Here is a 14217-nt window from a genome sequence, read left to right on the forward strand (position 1 = left end):
AAAACTGGGACAATCAGCAAATAAAAGGTGAGATTATGGTTGTTATTATTGAGTTTCATCATGAGCCTACTAAAAACATTTCAGGTCATCATGGTGGATACCAACACTCAACCGGTGCCCCTCTTCTATATCATCAAACTGGGCATTTTGTGGTACCGATATCAAAAGCTCCTCACTACTGCCGTTAACTATCGTGGAAAGCTTGGTATTTGATCCATCAAAAAGAATGGTTTCAATCGTAACGTCAAATCGGACAAGATCACCAAGACCATTAGAGGGGCTGATAATCAATGCCTCGGGACGAATATAGAGCTCTTTAAGGTCAGAATCAGAAGCAGCTGAGCTATTAAGAGCCCATCCGCCCTTGGTCATCATTGAATCACCTGCGGTTGACTGCAGCTCAAAGCGATTCGTATCACCGACAAAACCTGCGACAAATGATGTTTGGGGATTTTTATATAAGTTACGTGGTGTATCGATCTGTTCAAACTGACCATCATGCATGACGGCGACTTTATCACTCATCACTAAAGCCTCCGATTGGTCATGGGTAATATAAACAAACGTTGTGCCTATCTCCTTCTGCAGTAGCTTCAGCTCGACCTTCATATGCTCCCTGAGTTTTCTGTCTAAAGCGCCAAGAGGTTCATCAAGTAGCAATATGGAAGGATTCATCACCAGGGATCGTGCAATAGCCACTCGCTGCCTTTCGCCGCCCGACAGGTCTGTGACTTTTTTATTTTCATAACCCTGCAGACCAACACGCTCTAACATCTCGTTAACTTTTAAATTGATCTCTGCTGTTTTTAGTTTTTGTCTTTTCAACCCAAAAGCGACATTTTCCTGACATTCATCATTGGGAAGAGCGCCAGATTTTGAAATACGATATTGACCGGGCGCTTTTCAGGGGGAACACCCTTCATGGATTGGCCGTGGATTATCACATCACCTTCCGACTCCTGTTGAAAGCCTGCAATAATGCGCAAAAGGGTCGTCTTGCCGCAACCGGATGAACCAAGAATAGAAAAGAAACCACCCTCTTCAACCGAAAAACCAACATCATTAACGGCTGTGAAATCATCAAAATGTTTTGACAGGCCTTTTACTTCTAATATGTTTCCCATTTACAAATCCATGACATTCAACAATAACCCAAAAATGAAGCACTTCATTTGGGATGACCATTCATGTTCAGCCTTTAGTTAGCAGTTTTAATCCTATCTAGCGCCTTTGATTCAATCCTGTCGAAACCCGCAGGAACTGGAGGATGCCATTTGATATTATCGATATCCGCTTCTGAGAAGTACCGTTCAAAATCGGCTTTAATGGAAGCCTCCAAATATTTAGCGGCATCCTTCGATGCCGTACCATACTTTTCACTATTAGTGATAAGCGCTGCATTCTCAGGCTTTGATACGAAGTTAATCCACTTATAAGCTGCACTAACATTCTTTGCCTTTGCCGGAATAGCGAAGGTATCAATCCAACCTAGGGCCCCACTTTCCGGGGAGTCGCTATTTTTGCGAAAGTTTGTTTTGGGCATCCAAGCCCAAGCAAACAGCAAAACTTCACGCGACCGTTTATGCCTGCGGCGCCCCGACGTCCTGCGTTCGTTGCGTAATCACCTCTTCGCGGCTCTACACAACTCCCTCAGTGACTCTACGCCGACATAAAGCCGCTGCTGCATCTTCTCCGTCGTTCGCTCGCGCTCTCAACTACGAATAGGCAGACGGCGTCGACTATCGGGGACTAACCGCCCTCACTTCGCTCTCCATGGCGGTCAGCGAATGAGGGTGGCCATATAGGCCACCCCTCATTTGTTGATCAACTTATAGAACATAGAGAGCGTTTGTTACTTCTCTCAGAGACTTCTAAATACGATTATTTCACCAGCGACGGAAGCAGGTCGGTATGGTGGCCAATCATCTTCCACTGACCATCCTCTTTGCGAAACACATTCGTCGCTCTGATCTTGACCTCCATCGGCTTCCCATCAGCGGTCAGGTTTTTGCCAATCTCGTAGTCGGTTACAACGGCTAGATTAGTTCCGATGGTGATACGCATATCACTTCGCTCTACCGTACCCCCCATCTTCATCGCCGCCTGCACTTCCCAGTCGGCCAAGACCGCTTTCCATCCGTGTCGTATGCCACCACCTGGCCCCATGTAGGTAACATCCTCACGATGTGACCAGACCGCCTTCATCGGCTCCAGCTCACCGACAAACAGCTGATTAAGTGCCGCATAGAAACCCTGCGCCGCCTCCCGCACGGCCTCTCGCTCGTTGTCAGCCGCATCGACTCGGCCCTCAGTTATCAGACCGCTCACAACCATGACCGCTACTGCCAGACCTACAATCTGCTTCTTCATCTCTTATAAATCCCTCTTAGGTTGAATTCAGCAACCAATAGGTAACCATTTAGAACATCTCATCGTTCTGCCTGGACCCTCAGCAAACTATTGAGTTCACCAACGATCAACTTTCACCTGCACGGATAAACCTCTCGTCTCAAGCGCATCAATAATCCTCTTCGTCCGTCCACATCTCCGGCTTGAAGTGCACTACCCGGTTACGCCCCTGCTCTTTCGCCTTATAGAGGGCGACATCGGCGTATTTAACCGCCTGCCAGAAGGTCTCGCTATCATCGGGGAAACTGGAGACACCGATTGAGATGGTCTTCTGCAGTACGTTACCCGGCAACTGCACCTTCAGCTCCTCTACGGCGGCACGAATCTTCTCTGCCACCTCATCTGCCTTCTCCCCTGCCGTCTCCTGCAGCAGGATCATGAACTCTTCACCGCCGTAACGAATCACTAGATCAGCCGCTCGCACGACCTTCTTCATCACCTTTGAAATCTCTTTAAGCACGGTATCACCGGCATCATGACCGTAGGTGTCGTTGACCTTCTTAAAGTAGTCGAGATCAAGCATTAGTATCGAGATATCGGAATCACGGCGAGCATTACTGGAGACCAGCGTCTCCACATACTCCTCGAGGAAGCGGCGGTTGTGCAGTCCGGTCATCGCATCGCGCATGGTCGACTCGCGCAACGTATCCATCAGGCGCTTAGCCTCGATAACCGGTGCCGCTTCACGCAGATAGACATTGATCATCGGCACCAGTTGCTGATAGTCGGCACCGGCCTCTTGATCGATCACCATCTGCACCACACTACCGACCGTGCCCGACTGAATGACGGGAATACAGATATGCTCCAGATTCTCGTTCCCCTCCCCAGGATGGAAGGCGTTACAGATCTGTGGTGAACCGATTGAGTCGATGGTGTGGCCGGTGCGGCGAGCACGACAGGTCTCGGAGCGGATCAGAATCTGGGGATCACACCAGCGACAATCCATGCTCTCATCGCTATCGACACTGACGGTGTACATGCGGTTTTTACTCGCCGCGACCTCATAGATCGAGAAGCGCTCCAGATAGAAGCTCTCCTGCAGCACCCGCACCAGCCGCTGGTAGACCTCGGCCTTACTCTCATCCTCTTCGATCGCCTGTTTAAACTGTGCGGCGGCCACCAGCCCATCGACCATCATGGTGGTATTGGTGAGCATATTTTCATTACCGGAGGGTTTGCAGCGAATCAGCTGTGCAACGTTCGATGACCGCCATGGATAGCGAAGCGAGGGCGGTTAGTCCGCGATAGTCGACGCCGTCTCGCATATTCGTAGTTGAGAGCGCGAGCGACGACGAAGAAGATGCAGCAGCGGCTTTATGTCGGCGTAGAGTCACTGAGGGAGTTGTGTAGAGCCGCGAAGAGGTGATTACGCAACGTACGCAGGACGTCGGGCGCCGCAGGCATAAACGGTCGCGTGAAGTATTTGCCGCTTGCTTGGGCTTGGATGCCCAAAACAAACTTTCGCAAAATAGCGACTCCCGGGTCTCGGATCTCGCCCAGACCCGCATCGAGAAAATCGCTCAATTGATTGAAGCGCTCTGCAATGTCCCCGATCTCATCGTTGGTCAGGCATTCAATGCGAGTCGTAAAATCACCTAGAAGCGCCGTATCTACGGCGTGCTGAACATCACTCGCGGTCTTCACCAGCGGACGGGTCATGCGGCGAAACAGCACAATCATCATCACCGCAAACAGCGCCACCGCCACCGACATCGCTGCAACCGTGAGCAATGCACTCTGTTTCAGATGGGCGATTGACATGGTAATGGTGACAGCACCGAGCACCGTGCCCTCCGCCACCTGATGACAGGCGAGACAGTTGGGTTCACCCTTGCCGGTGGCGACAAAAGGGATGGTACTGCGGAAGAGCGGTTCGCCCTCCACGTCTATGAGACCATAGAACGGTTTGCCTGATACGAGCACTCTAGATTCAATCTCATCCTGAGGACGCTCCTCGATTAGACCCTCACCAAACTGACTGGCCACCTCTGGTCCTCGGACCACGCGAGCACCGCTCAGTCCGTTAGCCGTTGAGATCCGGCTCAGTAGCTGTTTACGCTTATCAATCACACCGTTAACCATCATTTCGGTCAGACCGACGCGCACCATCTCAGCAGCCGTCTTGGCGTGCTCTTCGGCCGAGATAATCGAGAACTGGCGAAAGGAGAGCAGGCTCACGGCGATCAGCACTACCAGCATGATCAGCATCAAACCGCTCGAGAAGAGTGTTGTTTTGGTATTAAGCTTCATGTCGTCCCAGATATCGTCCCTAAAAAAGCCAACCGATAGTAAGGTATTTAATTCCCTATTCAAAGTGACGTCACGTGACATTTGCGCCACCTCTGCCACCCACTCAGCCTTGTGACATGACAGAGTTCAAGACTACGAATCACCCCCTATAATTTTGAGAACCCGTGCTATAGCAATCCTCCAACTGATCATTACAATGGGGCACGACAAGACGCACTATATAGGCGCAGCAGAAAGACCTTTACATGACCCCCACAGCAGAAACCAGAGACAGCGAGCCTCTCTTTGAGGCTCACGCATTAGAGTGCACACGCGATGACCGCGTGCTCTTCTCCGATCTCGATTTCACCCTGAAATCCGGACAGGCGATGCTGATCGAAGGGCCCAACGGCTCCGGCAAGACCACCCTGCTGCGTACCCTCTGCGGCCTGATCTCACCCTCCAATGGCGAAATCCACTGGTGCGGGGAGTCGATTCGATCGCTTGCCGAGGAGTACACCCGCGAGGTGACCTACATCGGTCACCATGCGGGCATTAAAGAGGATCTGACCGGAATCGAAAACCTGCGCATCAGCTGCGTACTGGATGGGTTCGAGATCAGCGAGAAGCAGGCGTGGGATACGCTGGAGAAGATGGGACTGGCGGGCCATGAGGATCTGCCCACCAAGGTGCTCTCTGCTGGTCAGAAAAGACGTGTTGCACTGGCACGTCTGCTAGTAACCGAGGCGAAGCTGTGGATTCTTGATGAGCCCTTCACTGCCCTCGACAAGGCGGCGGTCGCCTTCCTGCTCGATGTGATCCGCAAACATGTCGATGGCGGTGGCATCGTGATGCTCACCACTCACCAGGATGTGGAGATGATTTCCGACGACGTTAAGCGCCTGCTACTGAAAAAACGGGGGCGCAACTGATGTTTGAAGCGCTACTGTGGATCATCCGTCGCGACCTGACCCTGGCGATGCGTCGCCGCTCCGACATCTTCACCACCCTCTTCTTCTTTGTCATCGTCGTCAGCCTCTTCCCACTCGGTATCGGCCCGGAGATGGATACGCTACGACTGATTGCCCCCGGCATCGTCTGGGTCGCAGCGCTACTCGCCTCGATGCTGGCGCTGGAGCGACTCTTTGCCGCCGACCACGCCGACGGCACCCTGGAGCAGATGCTGCTCACCCCACAACCCGTCTTTATGCTGGTCTTTGGCAAGGTGATCGCCCACTGGCTGGTAACCGGACTGCCACTGGTGATCATGGCACCGGTACTGGGTCTGCAGTACGACCTCAGCGTCGACGCACTCGGCGTGCTGGTACTGACTCTGCTGCTCGGCACCCCGGCACTGAGCGCGATTGGTGCAATCGGCGCGGCACTCACTCTGGGGCTGCGCGGTGGCGGTGTACTGGTCTCGCTGCTGGTTCTCCCTCTTTATATACCGGTACTGATCTTCGGTGCCGGCGCGGTCGAGGCACACGCCTCAGGACTGGGCGGTGCAGGACACCTTTATATGCTGGGCGCCTTTGGCGTGGTGGCATTTTTCTTCTCACCACTGGCAACGGCTGCGGCCCTGCGAGTATCCATTGAGTGAACATGGTTGGCGATCGAGCCACGCACCGTTAGGATGCTGGGTTGACGATAAGGGACAGACTAAACAACGATGAGCACAAAACTTCTTAACTGGTTCAAATTCTCCTCGCCCACCACCTTCTACCCGCTGGCGGGTCGACTCGCCCCCTGGTTTACCGGGTTGGCCGTGATACTGCTTGCCGTCGGTCTCTACATGAGCTTCTTTATCGCACCCACCGACTACAAACAGGGTGAGGGTTATCGCATCATCTTTATTCACGTGCCCGCCGCCTGGATGTCGATGTTTATCTATCTGATCATGGCTGGCTGGGCGGCGATGGGACTGGTCTTCAACACCCGTCTCTCCGGCATGATGACCAGCGCTCTGGCACCCACTGGCGCCATGTTCACCTTCGTTGCCCTCTGGACCGGTGCCTTCTGGGGCAAGCCGATGTGGGGCGCCTGGTGGGTCTGGGATGCTCGACTCACCTCGGAGCTGATCCTGCTGTTCCTCTATATCGGCTTCATCGCCCTGCAGTCATCGATCGACGATGCCCGTCGCGCCGACAAGGCGGGGGCGATCCTGGTGCTGGTGGGGGTGATCAACATCCCGATCATCTACTTCTCGGTGAAGTGGTGGAACACCCTGCATCAGGGCGCATCGATCAATATGGAGGGCTCCTCAATGGGCTCTACCATGCTGATTACGATGCTGATCATGGCACTCGGTTGCTGGATGTACTCCATCGCCGTCGCACTCTACCGTGTGCGCAGCATCATCCTTGAGCGTGAGCGCAACACCACCTGGGTGCAGGAGCTGGAGGAGATCAAATCATGAACAGTGTGAGTGAATTCTTCGCCATGGGCGGTTACGCCCTCTACGTCTGGGGCTCCTTCGGGGTGACCGCAGTTTTAATGATTATTGAACCTTTACTGGTCAAGAAGCGTCGAACCGATGTGCTGAAGCGCGTCTCGCGCATCGCACGTCTCAACGCAGCCGAGGAGAAGGAGTCCGCATAGGGACTTCCCAATCACAACTATTTAGATCTGGTGGAAAACTGAATGAAAGCAAGACATAAACGATTGGGCCTGATTGTCGCTGGCCTGGGTGTACTGGCGGTCGCCGCCGTACTGGTTTTCAACGCGCTGGGCAATAACCTCTCCTACTTCTTCTCGCCTACTGAGGTGGCCAACGGCGAGGCGCCTAAAGATCATGTCTTCCGTCTTGGCGGTCTGGTCAAACCGGGCAGCGTGGTACGCGGTAAGAGCCTCACCGTCACCTTTGTCGTCACCGATAACGCCAAGGAGATGCCCGTCGCCTACACCGGCATCCTGCCCGATCTGTTCATGGAGGGTCAGGGCGTGATTACCCAGGGCCGTCTGGGTGCCGACGGCACCTTCGTTGCCGATGAGGTACTGGCCAAGCACGATGAGAACTATATGCCACCCGAGGTCGCTGAGGCATTGGAAAAGGCACATAACGAGGGCGTTGCTGGCGCCGCTGCAACGGAGGCCGCCAAGTGATCCCTGAGCTTGGGCACTACGCCCTGACCCTGGCCCTGGCCCTGGCAATAGTACAGTCGTTCGTACCTTTGGTCGGCAGTTTCCGTGGCAACAGCAGCTGGATGGCGGTAGCCCGCCCCTCCGCCTACGGCCAGTTCTTCTTCATGATGGTCGCCTTCCTCTGTCTCGCCTACAGCTTCATCATGAACGACTTCTCGGTCGGTTATGTGGCACACAACTCCAACACCGCGCTGCCAACCATCTACCGCATCTCGGCCGTATGGGGCGCGCATGAGGGTTCACTGCTGCTCTGGGCGCTGATGCTCAGTGGCTGGGGTGCAGCAGTCGCACTGTTTAGCCGTGGCCTACCGAGTGATGTAGTGGCCCGCGTACTGGGCGTGCTCGCCTTCGTCGCCATCGGCTTCCTGCTCTTCATGCTGCTCACCTCCAACCCCTTCGAGCGTCTGCTGCCAATCCCAGCCGATGGTCGCGACCTCAACCCGCTGCTGCAGGATTTCGGCCTGGTTATCCACCCACCGCTGCTCTACATGGGTTATGTCGGTTTTGCCGTCGCCTTCGCCTTTGCGATTGCCGCACTGCTCGGTGGACGTCTCGACGCCGCCTGGGCTCGCTGGTCACGCCCCTGGACCCTGATCGCCTGGGCCTTCCTTACCCTCGGTATCACGCTGGGTAGCTGGTGGGCCTACTACGAACTCGGCTGGGGTGGCTGGTGGTTCTGGGATCCGGTCGAAAACGCCTCCTTCATGCCGTGGCTGGTCGGTACTGCGCTGGTCCATTCACTGATCGTCTCGGAGAAGCGCGGTGCTTTTAAGAATTGGACCGTGCTGCTGGCGATCTTCGCCTTCTCGCTCAGTCTACTCGGCACCTTCCTGGTCCGTTCCGGTGTACTGACCTCGGTACACGCCTTCGCCACCGACCCGGCACGCGGCGTCTTCATTCTCATGTTCCTCGTCATTGTGGTCGGCAGCTCGCTGGTGCTCTACGCCGTGCGCGCGCCACAGGTTAAAAGCACCGGCAGCTTCAAGCTGGTCTCGCGTGAAGCGTTCATGCTGATCAACAACGTGCTGCTGCTGGTCACCGCTGGTGTCATCCTGCTTGGCACCCTCTACCCGCTGATCATCGATGCACTCGGCCTCGGCAAGCTCTCGGTGGGACCTCCCTACTTCAACAGCGTCTTCCTACCACTCACCGCACCGCTCGCCTTTATGATCGGTATCGGCCCGCTATCGCGCTGGAAACAGCAATCTGTACCCGTCCTTGTTCACCAGCTGCGCTGGCTACTCGCCACCGCCGTGCTGCTGGCAGTGGTTCTGGTCGCGGTCTTCTACAGCGATTACGCACCGTCGGTCATTCTGGGTGTCACGCTGGCTATCTGGATTGCTCTCACCTCTGCCAGGGAGATGCAGCACGCCACGCGCAACAAGCAGGGGCTATTCACGCGCCTCGCCTCGCTCTCACGCTCCCACTACGGCATGACCTTCGCCCACCTCGGCGTGGCGATTTTTGTCGTCGGCGTCACCCTCACCAGCACCTACAGCGTCGAGCGCGACGTGAAGATGATGGCTGGCGACAGCATCACCGAAAATGAGTACACCTTTACCTTTGTCGGCGTCAAAGAGTCTCAGGGCCCCAATTACATCGCCAACACCGGTGAGGTTCGGGTCAGTTACGACGGTGAAGAGGTCGCGGTACTGCGTCCCGAGAAGCGCGTCTACACCGTACAACGGATGCCGATGACCGAGGCGGCCATCGATCCGGGGCTGTTCCGCGATCTCTACGTTGCACTCGGTGAACCGCTCGACGATGGCGCCTGGGCGGTACGTGTCTACCACAAACCGTTTGTACGCTGGCTCTGGCTTGGTGGTCTCTTCATGGCCTTTGGTGGACTGCTCGCAGCAAGTGACCGCCGCTACCGCTCTAAGAAGAATAAAACTGTGGAGGCGAACTCCTGATGGCCCGTTTTCTGATCCCATTAGTTATCTTCATCATGATGGCGGTACTTTTCCTAGTTGGATTGGGCAAAGACCCAAGAGATATTCCCTCTGCGCTGAAAGACAAACCAATGCCTGCCTTTGATCTTCCTAGAGTTAAGCAGCCTAACTTGCGCTTATCTGATTCGGATCTTTCAAAAAGGTTTCACTTGTTAACTTCTGGGCCTCATGGTGCCCTGCCTGTAAACAAGAGCACCACTTCCTTGTTGAGTTATCCAATAAGAAAGTCCCCATTTTCAGCATCAACTACAAAGACAAACAGGTAGATGCTGTTAATTGGCTAAACCGTTTGGGTGATCCCTACATAGCCAGTGGCTTTGATGAAAAGGGCGATGTCGGAATAGATTGGGGAATCATCGCTGTACCAGAAACCTTTATCGTCGACAGCAAAGGAACTATTCGTTACAAACACACCGGCGCAGTCACCCCAGAAGTCTGGAAAGAGATCCTCCAACCGCTTATGTTGCAGCTGGAGAAGGAATCATGATCACACGACTAGCTATCTACGCTCTGTTAATTTCGCTCTCCCATTGCACGCAGCAATTAATAGTTATGAGTTCAACTCCCCGAGGAGGAACAGACCTTCAAGGAGCTGAGTTCGGAACTGCGCTGCCTGGTCTGCCAGAACCAGAATCTGGAAGACTCCAACGCCGAGCTGGCACAGGATCTGCGAGACAAGGTCTACAAGATGGTGCAGCGAGGTGACAGCAAGAGCCAGATCACCGACTACATGGTCGAGCGATATGGCGACTTTGTTCTCTACCGCCCACCGGTTAAACCAAGCACCTACATTCTCTGGTTCAGCCCACTGGTTTTGATCGCAGTTGGGCTTTTCATGCTGATCCGTTTCATTCGTCGTCGCACCGCTACAGCCGACGCCCCGCTCAGCAATGAAGAGCGTGAGCGACTCCAGGACATCCTTAAAGAGAAAGATTCATGATCACCTTCTGGTTACTTATCGCGGGCATGACCATAGCTGCCCTGCTGTTTGTCGTACCGCCACTGCTTGGACGTGGTACAGCCGATGCCGCGCAGCGTCGCGAACTCAACATCACCATCTACCACGAACGCCTCGCCGAACTTGAGGCGGCACAGGCGGCCGGGGATCTCGAACAGGAGACCTTCGATGCCGCCAATAGCGAGCTTGAACATGAGCTGCTCTACGACATCTCTGAAAAGTCAGAAGATGCCCCTGTTGAACAGGCAGCAGCAGGGAGCAGCCGCGTGACCGCCATTGCTGTCGCCCTGTTCACCCCGATTCTGGCGATCGCCTTCTACCTGCAGCTCGGTTCACACCGTCTGATCCCCTTCCTCAATGCACCTGAGACTCAGCAGGCTCAGGCCAGCGGCAACAACGGTGAAGCGATTGGCAACCTGGACGACATGATCGTCCGCCTCGAGAAACGCATGGAGGCGACGCCTGATGATATGCAGGGCTGGGTGATGCTGGGCCGCTCCTACATGGAGCTGGAGCGCTACGACGATGCGGTTAAGGCCTACGCACGCGCCGTTAGCATCAACGGTGAGATCGGTGCGGTACTGGTCGATTACGCCGAGGCGCTCGGTGTTGCCAATGGTGGTGACCTGCGCGGCAAGCCGACCGAGATCCTCAACAAGGCGGTCAAGCTCGATCCCGAAGTAGAGAAGGGCCTGTGGCTCGCCGGTGTGGCCGGTTATCAGGACGGCAACTTCGCGGTCGCCGTTGAACACTGGCGCAAGCTGACCACCATGATTGAACCCGGCACCGAGATGGGCAATATGATCGCCGAGTCACTGTCCAAGGCCGAGGCGGAACTCAATCCCGAACAGCACAGCCAGATGGCAGCGGCGCATCCTGCACCAGCAGCCGCTACTCCGGCAGCCACTGAGGGTGCCACCGTTTCGGTCAGCGTCACCCTCGACTCCACCCTGCAGGCACTGGCAGCCCCCGGCGATACACTCTTTGTCTACGCTCGTGCCGCTCAGGGGCCTCGTATGCCACTGGCCATTGTGCGCAAGCAGGCGAGCGATCTACCGATCACTGTAACGCTGAGCGATGCCCAGGCGATGATGGCGGAGATGAAGCTCTCATCATTCCCGCAGGTAGTGATCGGCGCACGCCTCTCCAAGTCGGGGCAAGCCATCGCGCAGAGCGGCGACCTGGAAGGAGTCAGCGATCCGCTAGACCCCAACGGTACCGACTCGATTGCAATCAGCATCGATCAGATCCGTCCCTGATTTCAGCCAACACCTCGCCGCTTAATGCCCTCTCCTGTATTAAGCGGCACCCCTCCTAACTTGACACCTGAAGCGGGCACGACGTAGAGTCTCGCCTGCTTCAGGTGCTCTTGGAAATATCTTTTCCAGAGTGAAACGGGAAACCGGTGCGTCGACTCAATCGACAATCCCGGTGCTGCCCCCGCAACGGTAAACGAGTAGAAGATCGGCACAATGCCACTGTAGTTCACTACGGGAAGGCGCCGATTCGGAGCAATCCACTCGTGAGCCCGGAGACCGGCCTGCTGCATGAGCTTCAGTGTTACGGAGGGTGACACGGGTGCGGACAGGTACTCGACCCTCTCCCTCCCAAATCCCCATCCACACGCTGATCAACTGTCACCAATTGCGCGGGCGTGCGCAGGGGAACTTGAATCATGAAGAGTCTTATCACCGGCCTGTTGGCCACACTCATACTGGCCAGCCAGCCCACTCTGGCTGAAAACCACACCATTCCAACCATCGTCATCACCGCCACGCGCACCGCGCAAAGCGTCGACGAGAGCCTTGCCACCGTTTCTGTTATCGACCGTGCGATGATCGATCAGAGTCAGGCCACCACCCTGCCCGAGCTGCTGCGTACCCTGCCGGGCGCAGAGCTGATCACCCTGGGTGGTTATGGCAAGGAGAGCAGCCTCTATCTGCGTGGCACCAACACCAACCACATGCTGGTATTGATTGACGGCATTCGTGTCGGCTCAGCCACACTCGGTACTGTCGCACTGGCCAACCTTCCACTGGCACAGGTCGAACGCATCGAAGTAGTGCGCGGACCCCGCTCCAGCCTCTACGGTTCGGAGGCGATCGGTGGCGTGATGCAGATCTTCACCCGTCGCGGTCGGGATGGCATCGACGGCAACTTTGAACTCGGCTACGGCAGCTTCGACACCCAGACCTTTAGTGGCGGAATCAGTGGCGGTGCCAACGGCAGCCACTTCAACCTGCAGGCGAGCCACCTGGTCAGCAACAATATCGATATCCAGAACGGTACCGATCCCGACAAGGATGGCTATGAGAATAACAGCGTCAGTACCACCCTCGGTCACCGCTTTGGCAACTGGGGTGAGATCGAGCTGCACTGGCTTCGCAGCGAGGGCGAGAACGAGTTTGACGCCTACCCCGGAGAGACCGAGTTCCTGGAACAGACGATTGGGGCGCGCCTCCAGTTCACACCGGTCGACTGGTGGAGCATCACGCTCAAGGCAGCCGAGGGGCGTGATGAGAACGATAACCTCGCGGCCAATATCGTCGTCACCCGCTTCAACACTCAGCGAATCAGCGCCGGCTGGCAGAACGATCTGATGCTAGGCGATGATCATCTGCTGACTCTCGGCATAGATTCGACCCATGAGGAGGTTGATAGCCTGACCGCCTATAGCGAGACCGAACGGGAAAACATTGGCGGTTTTGCCGAGTGGCAGTCTGCCTACGGTAACAACGATCTGGTGATCAGTCTGCGCCACGACGATAGCGATCGCAGCAGTGGCCACACCACCGGCAATATTGACTGGGGTTACGGCTTTGCTAACGGTGTACGACTGAGTGCCTCCTACGGCACTGCCTTCAAAATGCCAACCTTCAACGACCTCTTCTTCCCCGCCGATCCCTGGTCTGCTGGCAATCCCGATCTTGAGCCTGAACTATCCAAATCTTTTGAACTTGGACTCAAGGGGCGTCACGACTGGGGTAATTGGGGTCTACACGGCTACACCACCCGTATCGATAACATGATCGAGTGGGCCTGCACCTCGGGTTCGGCAATCTGTAACGACGCCGACTGGAGTAACGATTTCTGGCAGCCCTCCAATGTCAGCAGCGCACAGATCGATGGCATTGAAGCACTGTTCAATCTGCAGCGCAGTGACTGGAATCTAAACCTCACTCTCAATCTGCTCGACCCTCGCGATACCGACAGTGGCAATACACTACAACGACGCAGTCAGCAGTCGATGAGTCTTGCGTTCGACAAGCGATTCGGTCCAATCAGTGCCGGTCTTACAGTCGATGCTCACGGCGAGCGTTATAACGACCGCAGCAACAGCTACAAGCTCGACGCCTACACCCTCACCTCGATGCGCCTCGCCTATGAGCCGGTCAAACGTTGGCAACTTCGCTTGAAGATCGACAACCTCTTCGATGTCGATTACGAGCCTGCACTGCACTACAACAATCCCGGCCGCTCGGTGCTCGCCTCAGTTGCCTACGGTTTGAAATAACCGCAGGATAG

At 55.5% G+C, this 14217-nt stretch carries 15 protein-coding genes, 2 pseudogenes and 1 riboswitch; of the genes and pseudogenes, 12 read left to right on the top strand and 5 right to left on the bottom strand.

What is annotated here, in order from left to right; all coding sequences use genetic code 11:
* Positions 1 to 69: 69 nt before the first annotated feature.
* Together HUE57_RS16285 and HUE57_RS16290 are read right to left on the bottom strand one after the other, a co-directional pair.
* Positions 70 to 1124 (bottom strand): annotated as a pseudogene (locus HUE57_RS16285) (ABC transporter ATP-binding protein).
* 74 nt (positions 1125 to 1198) lie between these two features.
* Entirely contained in the window at positions 1199 to 1543 is a 345-nt protein-coding gene (locus tag HUE57_RS16290) for a type 2 periplasmic-binding domain-containing protein (protein WP_174673540.1), read from the bottom strand.
* Here HUE57_RS16290 and HUE57_RS16295 point away from each other — a divergent pair.
* On the top strand, positions 1531 to 1725 hold the full coding sequence (locus HUE57_RS16295; RefSeq protein WP_174673541.1) for a hypothetical protein: 195 nt from the start codon (positions 1531 to 1533) through the stop codon (positions 1723 to 1725). The genes HUE57_RS16290 and HUE57_RS16295 overlap by 13 nt on opposite strands.
* Before the next feature lie 156 nt (positions 1726 to 1881).
* Here HUE57_RS16295 and HUE57_RS16300 read toward each other — a convergent pair whose 3' ends face one another.
* From HUE57_RS16300 to HUE57_RS16310, 3 genes are all read right to left on the bottom strand, one after another.
* Complete coding sequence (locus HUE57_RS16300; protein WP_078484563.1) at positions 1882 to 2370, bottom strand: YybH family protein; 489 nt, start codon at positions 2368 to 2370, stop codon at positions 1882 to 1884.
* Between the two features lie 148 nt (positions 2371 to 2518).
* The gene (locus HUE57_RS16305) at positions 2519 to 3568 is read right to left on the bottom strand and encodes a GGDEF domain-containing protein (protein WP_174673542.1); all 1050 of its coding nucleotides are present in this window, start codon (positions 3566 to 3568) and stop codon (positions 2519 to 2521) included.
* Between the two features lie 158 nt (positions 3569 to 3726).
* Positions 3727 to 4662, bottom strand: coding sequence for a HAMP domain-containing protein (locus HUE57_RS16310; RefSeq protein WP_174673543.1), 936 nt, complete (start codon positions 4660 to 4662; stop codon positions 3727 to 3729).
* A gap of 245 nt (positions 4663 to 4907) precedes the next feature.
* Here HUE57_RS16310 and ccmA point away from each other — a divergent pair, with 245 nt between their 5' ends.
* The 11 genes and pseudogenes from ccmA to HUE57_RS16360 all read left to right on the top strand — a co-directional run bounded on the left by ccmA (position 4908) and on the right by HUE57_RS16360 (position 14206).
* A complete protein-coding gene (ccmA, locus tag HUE57_RS16315; protein WP_078484561.1) occupies positions 4908 to 5573 on the top strand; it encodes a cytochrome c biogenesis heme-transporting ATPase CcmA in 666 nt (221 codons plus the stop codon).
* Entirely contained in the window at positions 5573 to 6241 is a 669-nt protein-coding gene (ccmB, locus tag HUE57_RS16320) for a heme exporter protein CcmB (protein WP_078484560.1), read from the top strand. Before ccmA ends, ccmB begins: the two co-directional genes overlap by 1 nt.
* Before the next feature lie 69 nt (positions 6242 to 6310).
* On the top strand, positions 6311 to 7057 hold the full coding sequence (gene ccmC / locus HUE57_RS16325) for a heme ABC transporter permease CcmC (protein WP_078484559.1): 747 nt from the start codon (positions 6311 to 6313) through the stop codon (positions 7055 to 7057).
* Positions 7054 to 7239 (top strand): heme exporter protein CcmD, encoded by a 186-nt coding sequence (gene ccmD, locus HUE57_RS16330; RefSeq protein ID WP_078484558.1) that lies wholly within the window; start codon positions 7054 to 7056, stop codon positions 7237 to 7239. The genes ccmC and ccmD overlap by 4 nt, the downstream gene beginning before the upstream one ends.
* A 42-nt stretch (positions 7240 to 7281) precedes the next feature.
* Positions 7282 to 7743: a cytochrome c maturation protein CcmE gene (gene ccmE, locus HUE57_RS16335; RefSeq protein ID WP_078484557.1), complete on the top strand. Its 462-nt coding sequence runs from the start codon at positions 7282 to 7284 to the stop codon at positions 7741 to 7743.
* Positions 7740 to 9695, top strand: coding sequence for a heme lyase CcmF/NrfE family subunit (locus tag HUE57_RS16340; RefSeq protein ID WP_078484556.1), 1956 nt, complete (start codon positions 7740 to 7742; stop codon positions 9693 to 9695). Before ccmE ends, HUE57_RS16340 begins: the two co-directional genes overlap by 4 nt.
* Entirely contained in the window at positions 9695 to 10000 is a 306-nt protein-coding gene (locus HUE57_RS19365; protein ID WP_236860628.1) for a thioredoxin domain-containing protein, read from the top strand. Before HUE57_RS16340 ends, HUE57_RS19365 begins: the two co-directional genes overlap by 1 nt.
* Positions 9931 to 10221 (top strand): annotated as a pseudogene (locus tag HUE57_RS19370) (redoxin family protein); the annotation flags it as partial. The gene HUE57_RS19365 and the pseudogene HUE57_RS19370, both read left to right, overlap by 70 nt.
* A 126-nt stretch (positions 10222 to 10347) precedes the next feature.
* Positions 10348 to 10674 (top strand): cytochrome c-type biogenesis protein, encoded by a 327-nt coding sequence (locus HUE57_RS16350; RefSeq protein ID WP_236860732.1) that lies wholly within the window; start codon positions 10348 to 10350, stop codon positions 10672 to 10674.
* Positions 10671 to 11951 (top strand): c-type cytochrome biogenesis protein CcmI, encoded by a 1281-nt coding sequence (gene ccmI, locus HUE57_RS16355; RefSeq protein WP_078484553.1) that lies wholly within the window; start codon positions 10671 to 10673, stop codon positions 11949 to 11951. The genes HUE57_RS16350 and ccmI overlap by 4 nt, the downstream gene beginning before the upstream one ends.
* An 85-nt stretch (positions 11952 to 12036) precedes the next feature.
* Positions 12037 to 12250, top strand: a riboswitch (cobalamin riboswitch).
* A gap of 117 nt (positions 12251 to 12367) precedes the next feature.
* Positions 12368 to 14206 carry a TonB-dependent receptor domain-containing protein gene (locus HUE57_RS16360; RefSeq protein ID WP_078484552.1) on the top strand — a complete coding sequence of 613 codons (1839 nt, stop codon included), beginning with the start codon at positions 12368 to 12370 and terminating at the stop codon, positions 14204 to 14206.
* Positions 14207 to 14217: the final 11 nt, after the last annotated feature.

This window comes from Candidatus Reidiella endopervernicosa (genome assembly GCF_013343005.1).
Taxonomy (GTDB): Bacteria; Pseudomonadota; Gammaproteobacteria.

Bases quoted from the DNA above. Each gene is read 5' to 3' on its own strand.
- HUE57_RS16290 (WP_174673540.1), bottom strand. From the start codon at position 1,543: ATGCCCAAAACAAACTTTCGCAAAAATAGCGACTCCCCGGAAAGTGGG.
- HUE57_RS16300 (WP_078484563.1), bottom strand. From the start codon at position 2,370: ATGAAGAAGCAGATTGTAGGTCTGGCAGTAGCGGTCATGGTTGTGAGC.
- HUE57_RS16305 (WP_174673542.1), bottom strand. From the start codon at position 3,568: ATGCTCACCAATACCACCATGATGGTCGATGGGCTGGTGGCCGCCGCA.
- HUE57_RS16310 (WP_174673543.1), bottom strand. From the start codon at position 4,662: ATGAAGCTTAATACCAAAACAACACTCTTCTCGAGCGGTTTGATGCTG.
- ccmA (WP_078484561.1), top strand. From the start codon at position 4,908: ATGACCCCCACAGCAGAAACCAGAGACAGCGAGCCTCTCTTTGAGGCT.
- ccmB (WP_078484560.1), top strand. From the start codon at position 5,573: ATGTTTGAAGCGCTACTGTGGATCATCCGTCGCGACCTGACCCTGGCG.
- ccmC (WP_078484559.1), top strand. From the start codon at position 6,311: ATGAGCACAAAACTTCTTAACTGGTTCAAATTCTCCTCGCCCACCACC.
- ccmD (WP_078484558.1), top strand. From the start codon at position 7,054: ATGAACAGTGTGAGTGAATTCTTCGCCATGGGCGGTTACGCCCTCTAC.
- ccmE (WP_078484557.1), top strand. From the start codon at position 7,282: ATGAAAGCAAGACATAAACGATTGGGCCTGATTGTCGCTGGCCTGGGT.
- HUE57_RS19365 (WP_236860628.1), top strand. From the start codon at position 9,695: ATGGCCCGTTTTCTGATCCCATTAGTTATCTTCATCATGATGGCGGTA.
- ccmI (WP_078484553.1), top strand. From the start codon at position 10,671: ATGATCACCTTCTGGTTACTTATCGCGGGCATGACCATAGCTGCCCTG.
- HUE57_RS16360 (WP_078484552.1), top strand. From the start codon at position 12,368: ATGAAGAGTCTTATCACCGGCCTGTTGGCCACACTCATACTGGCCAGC.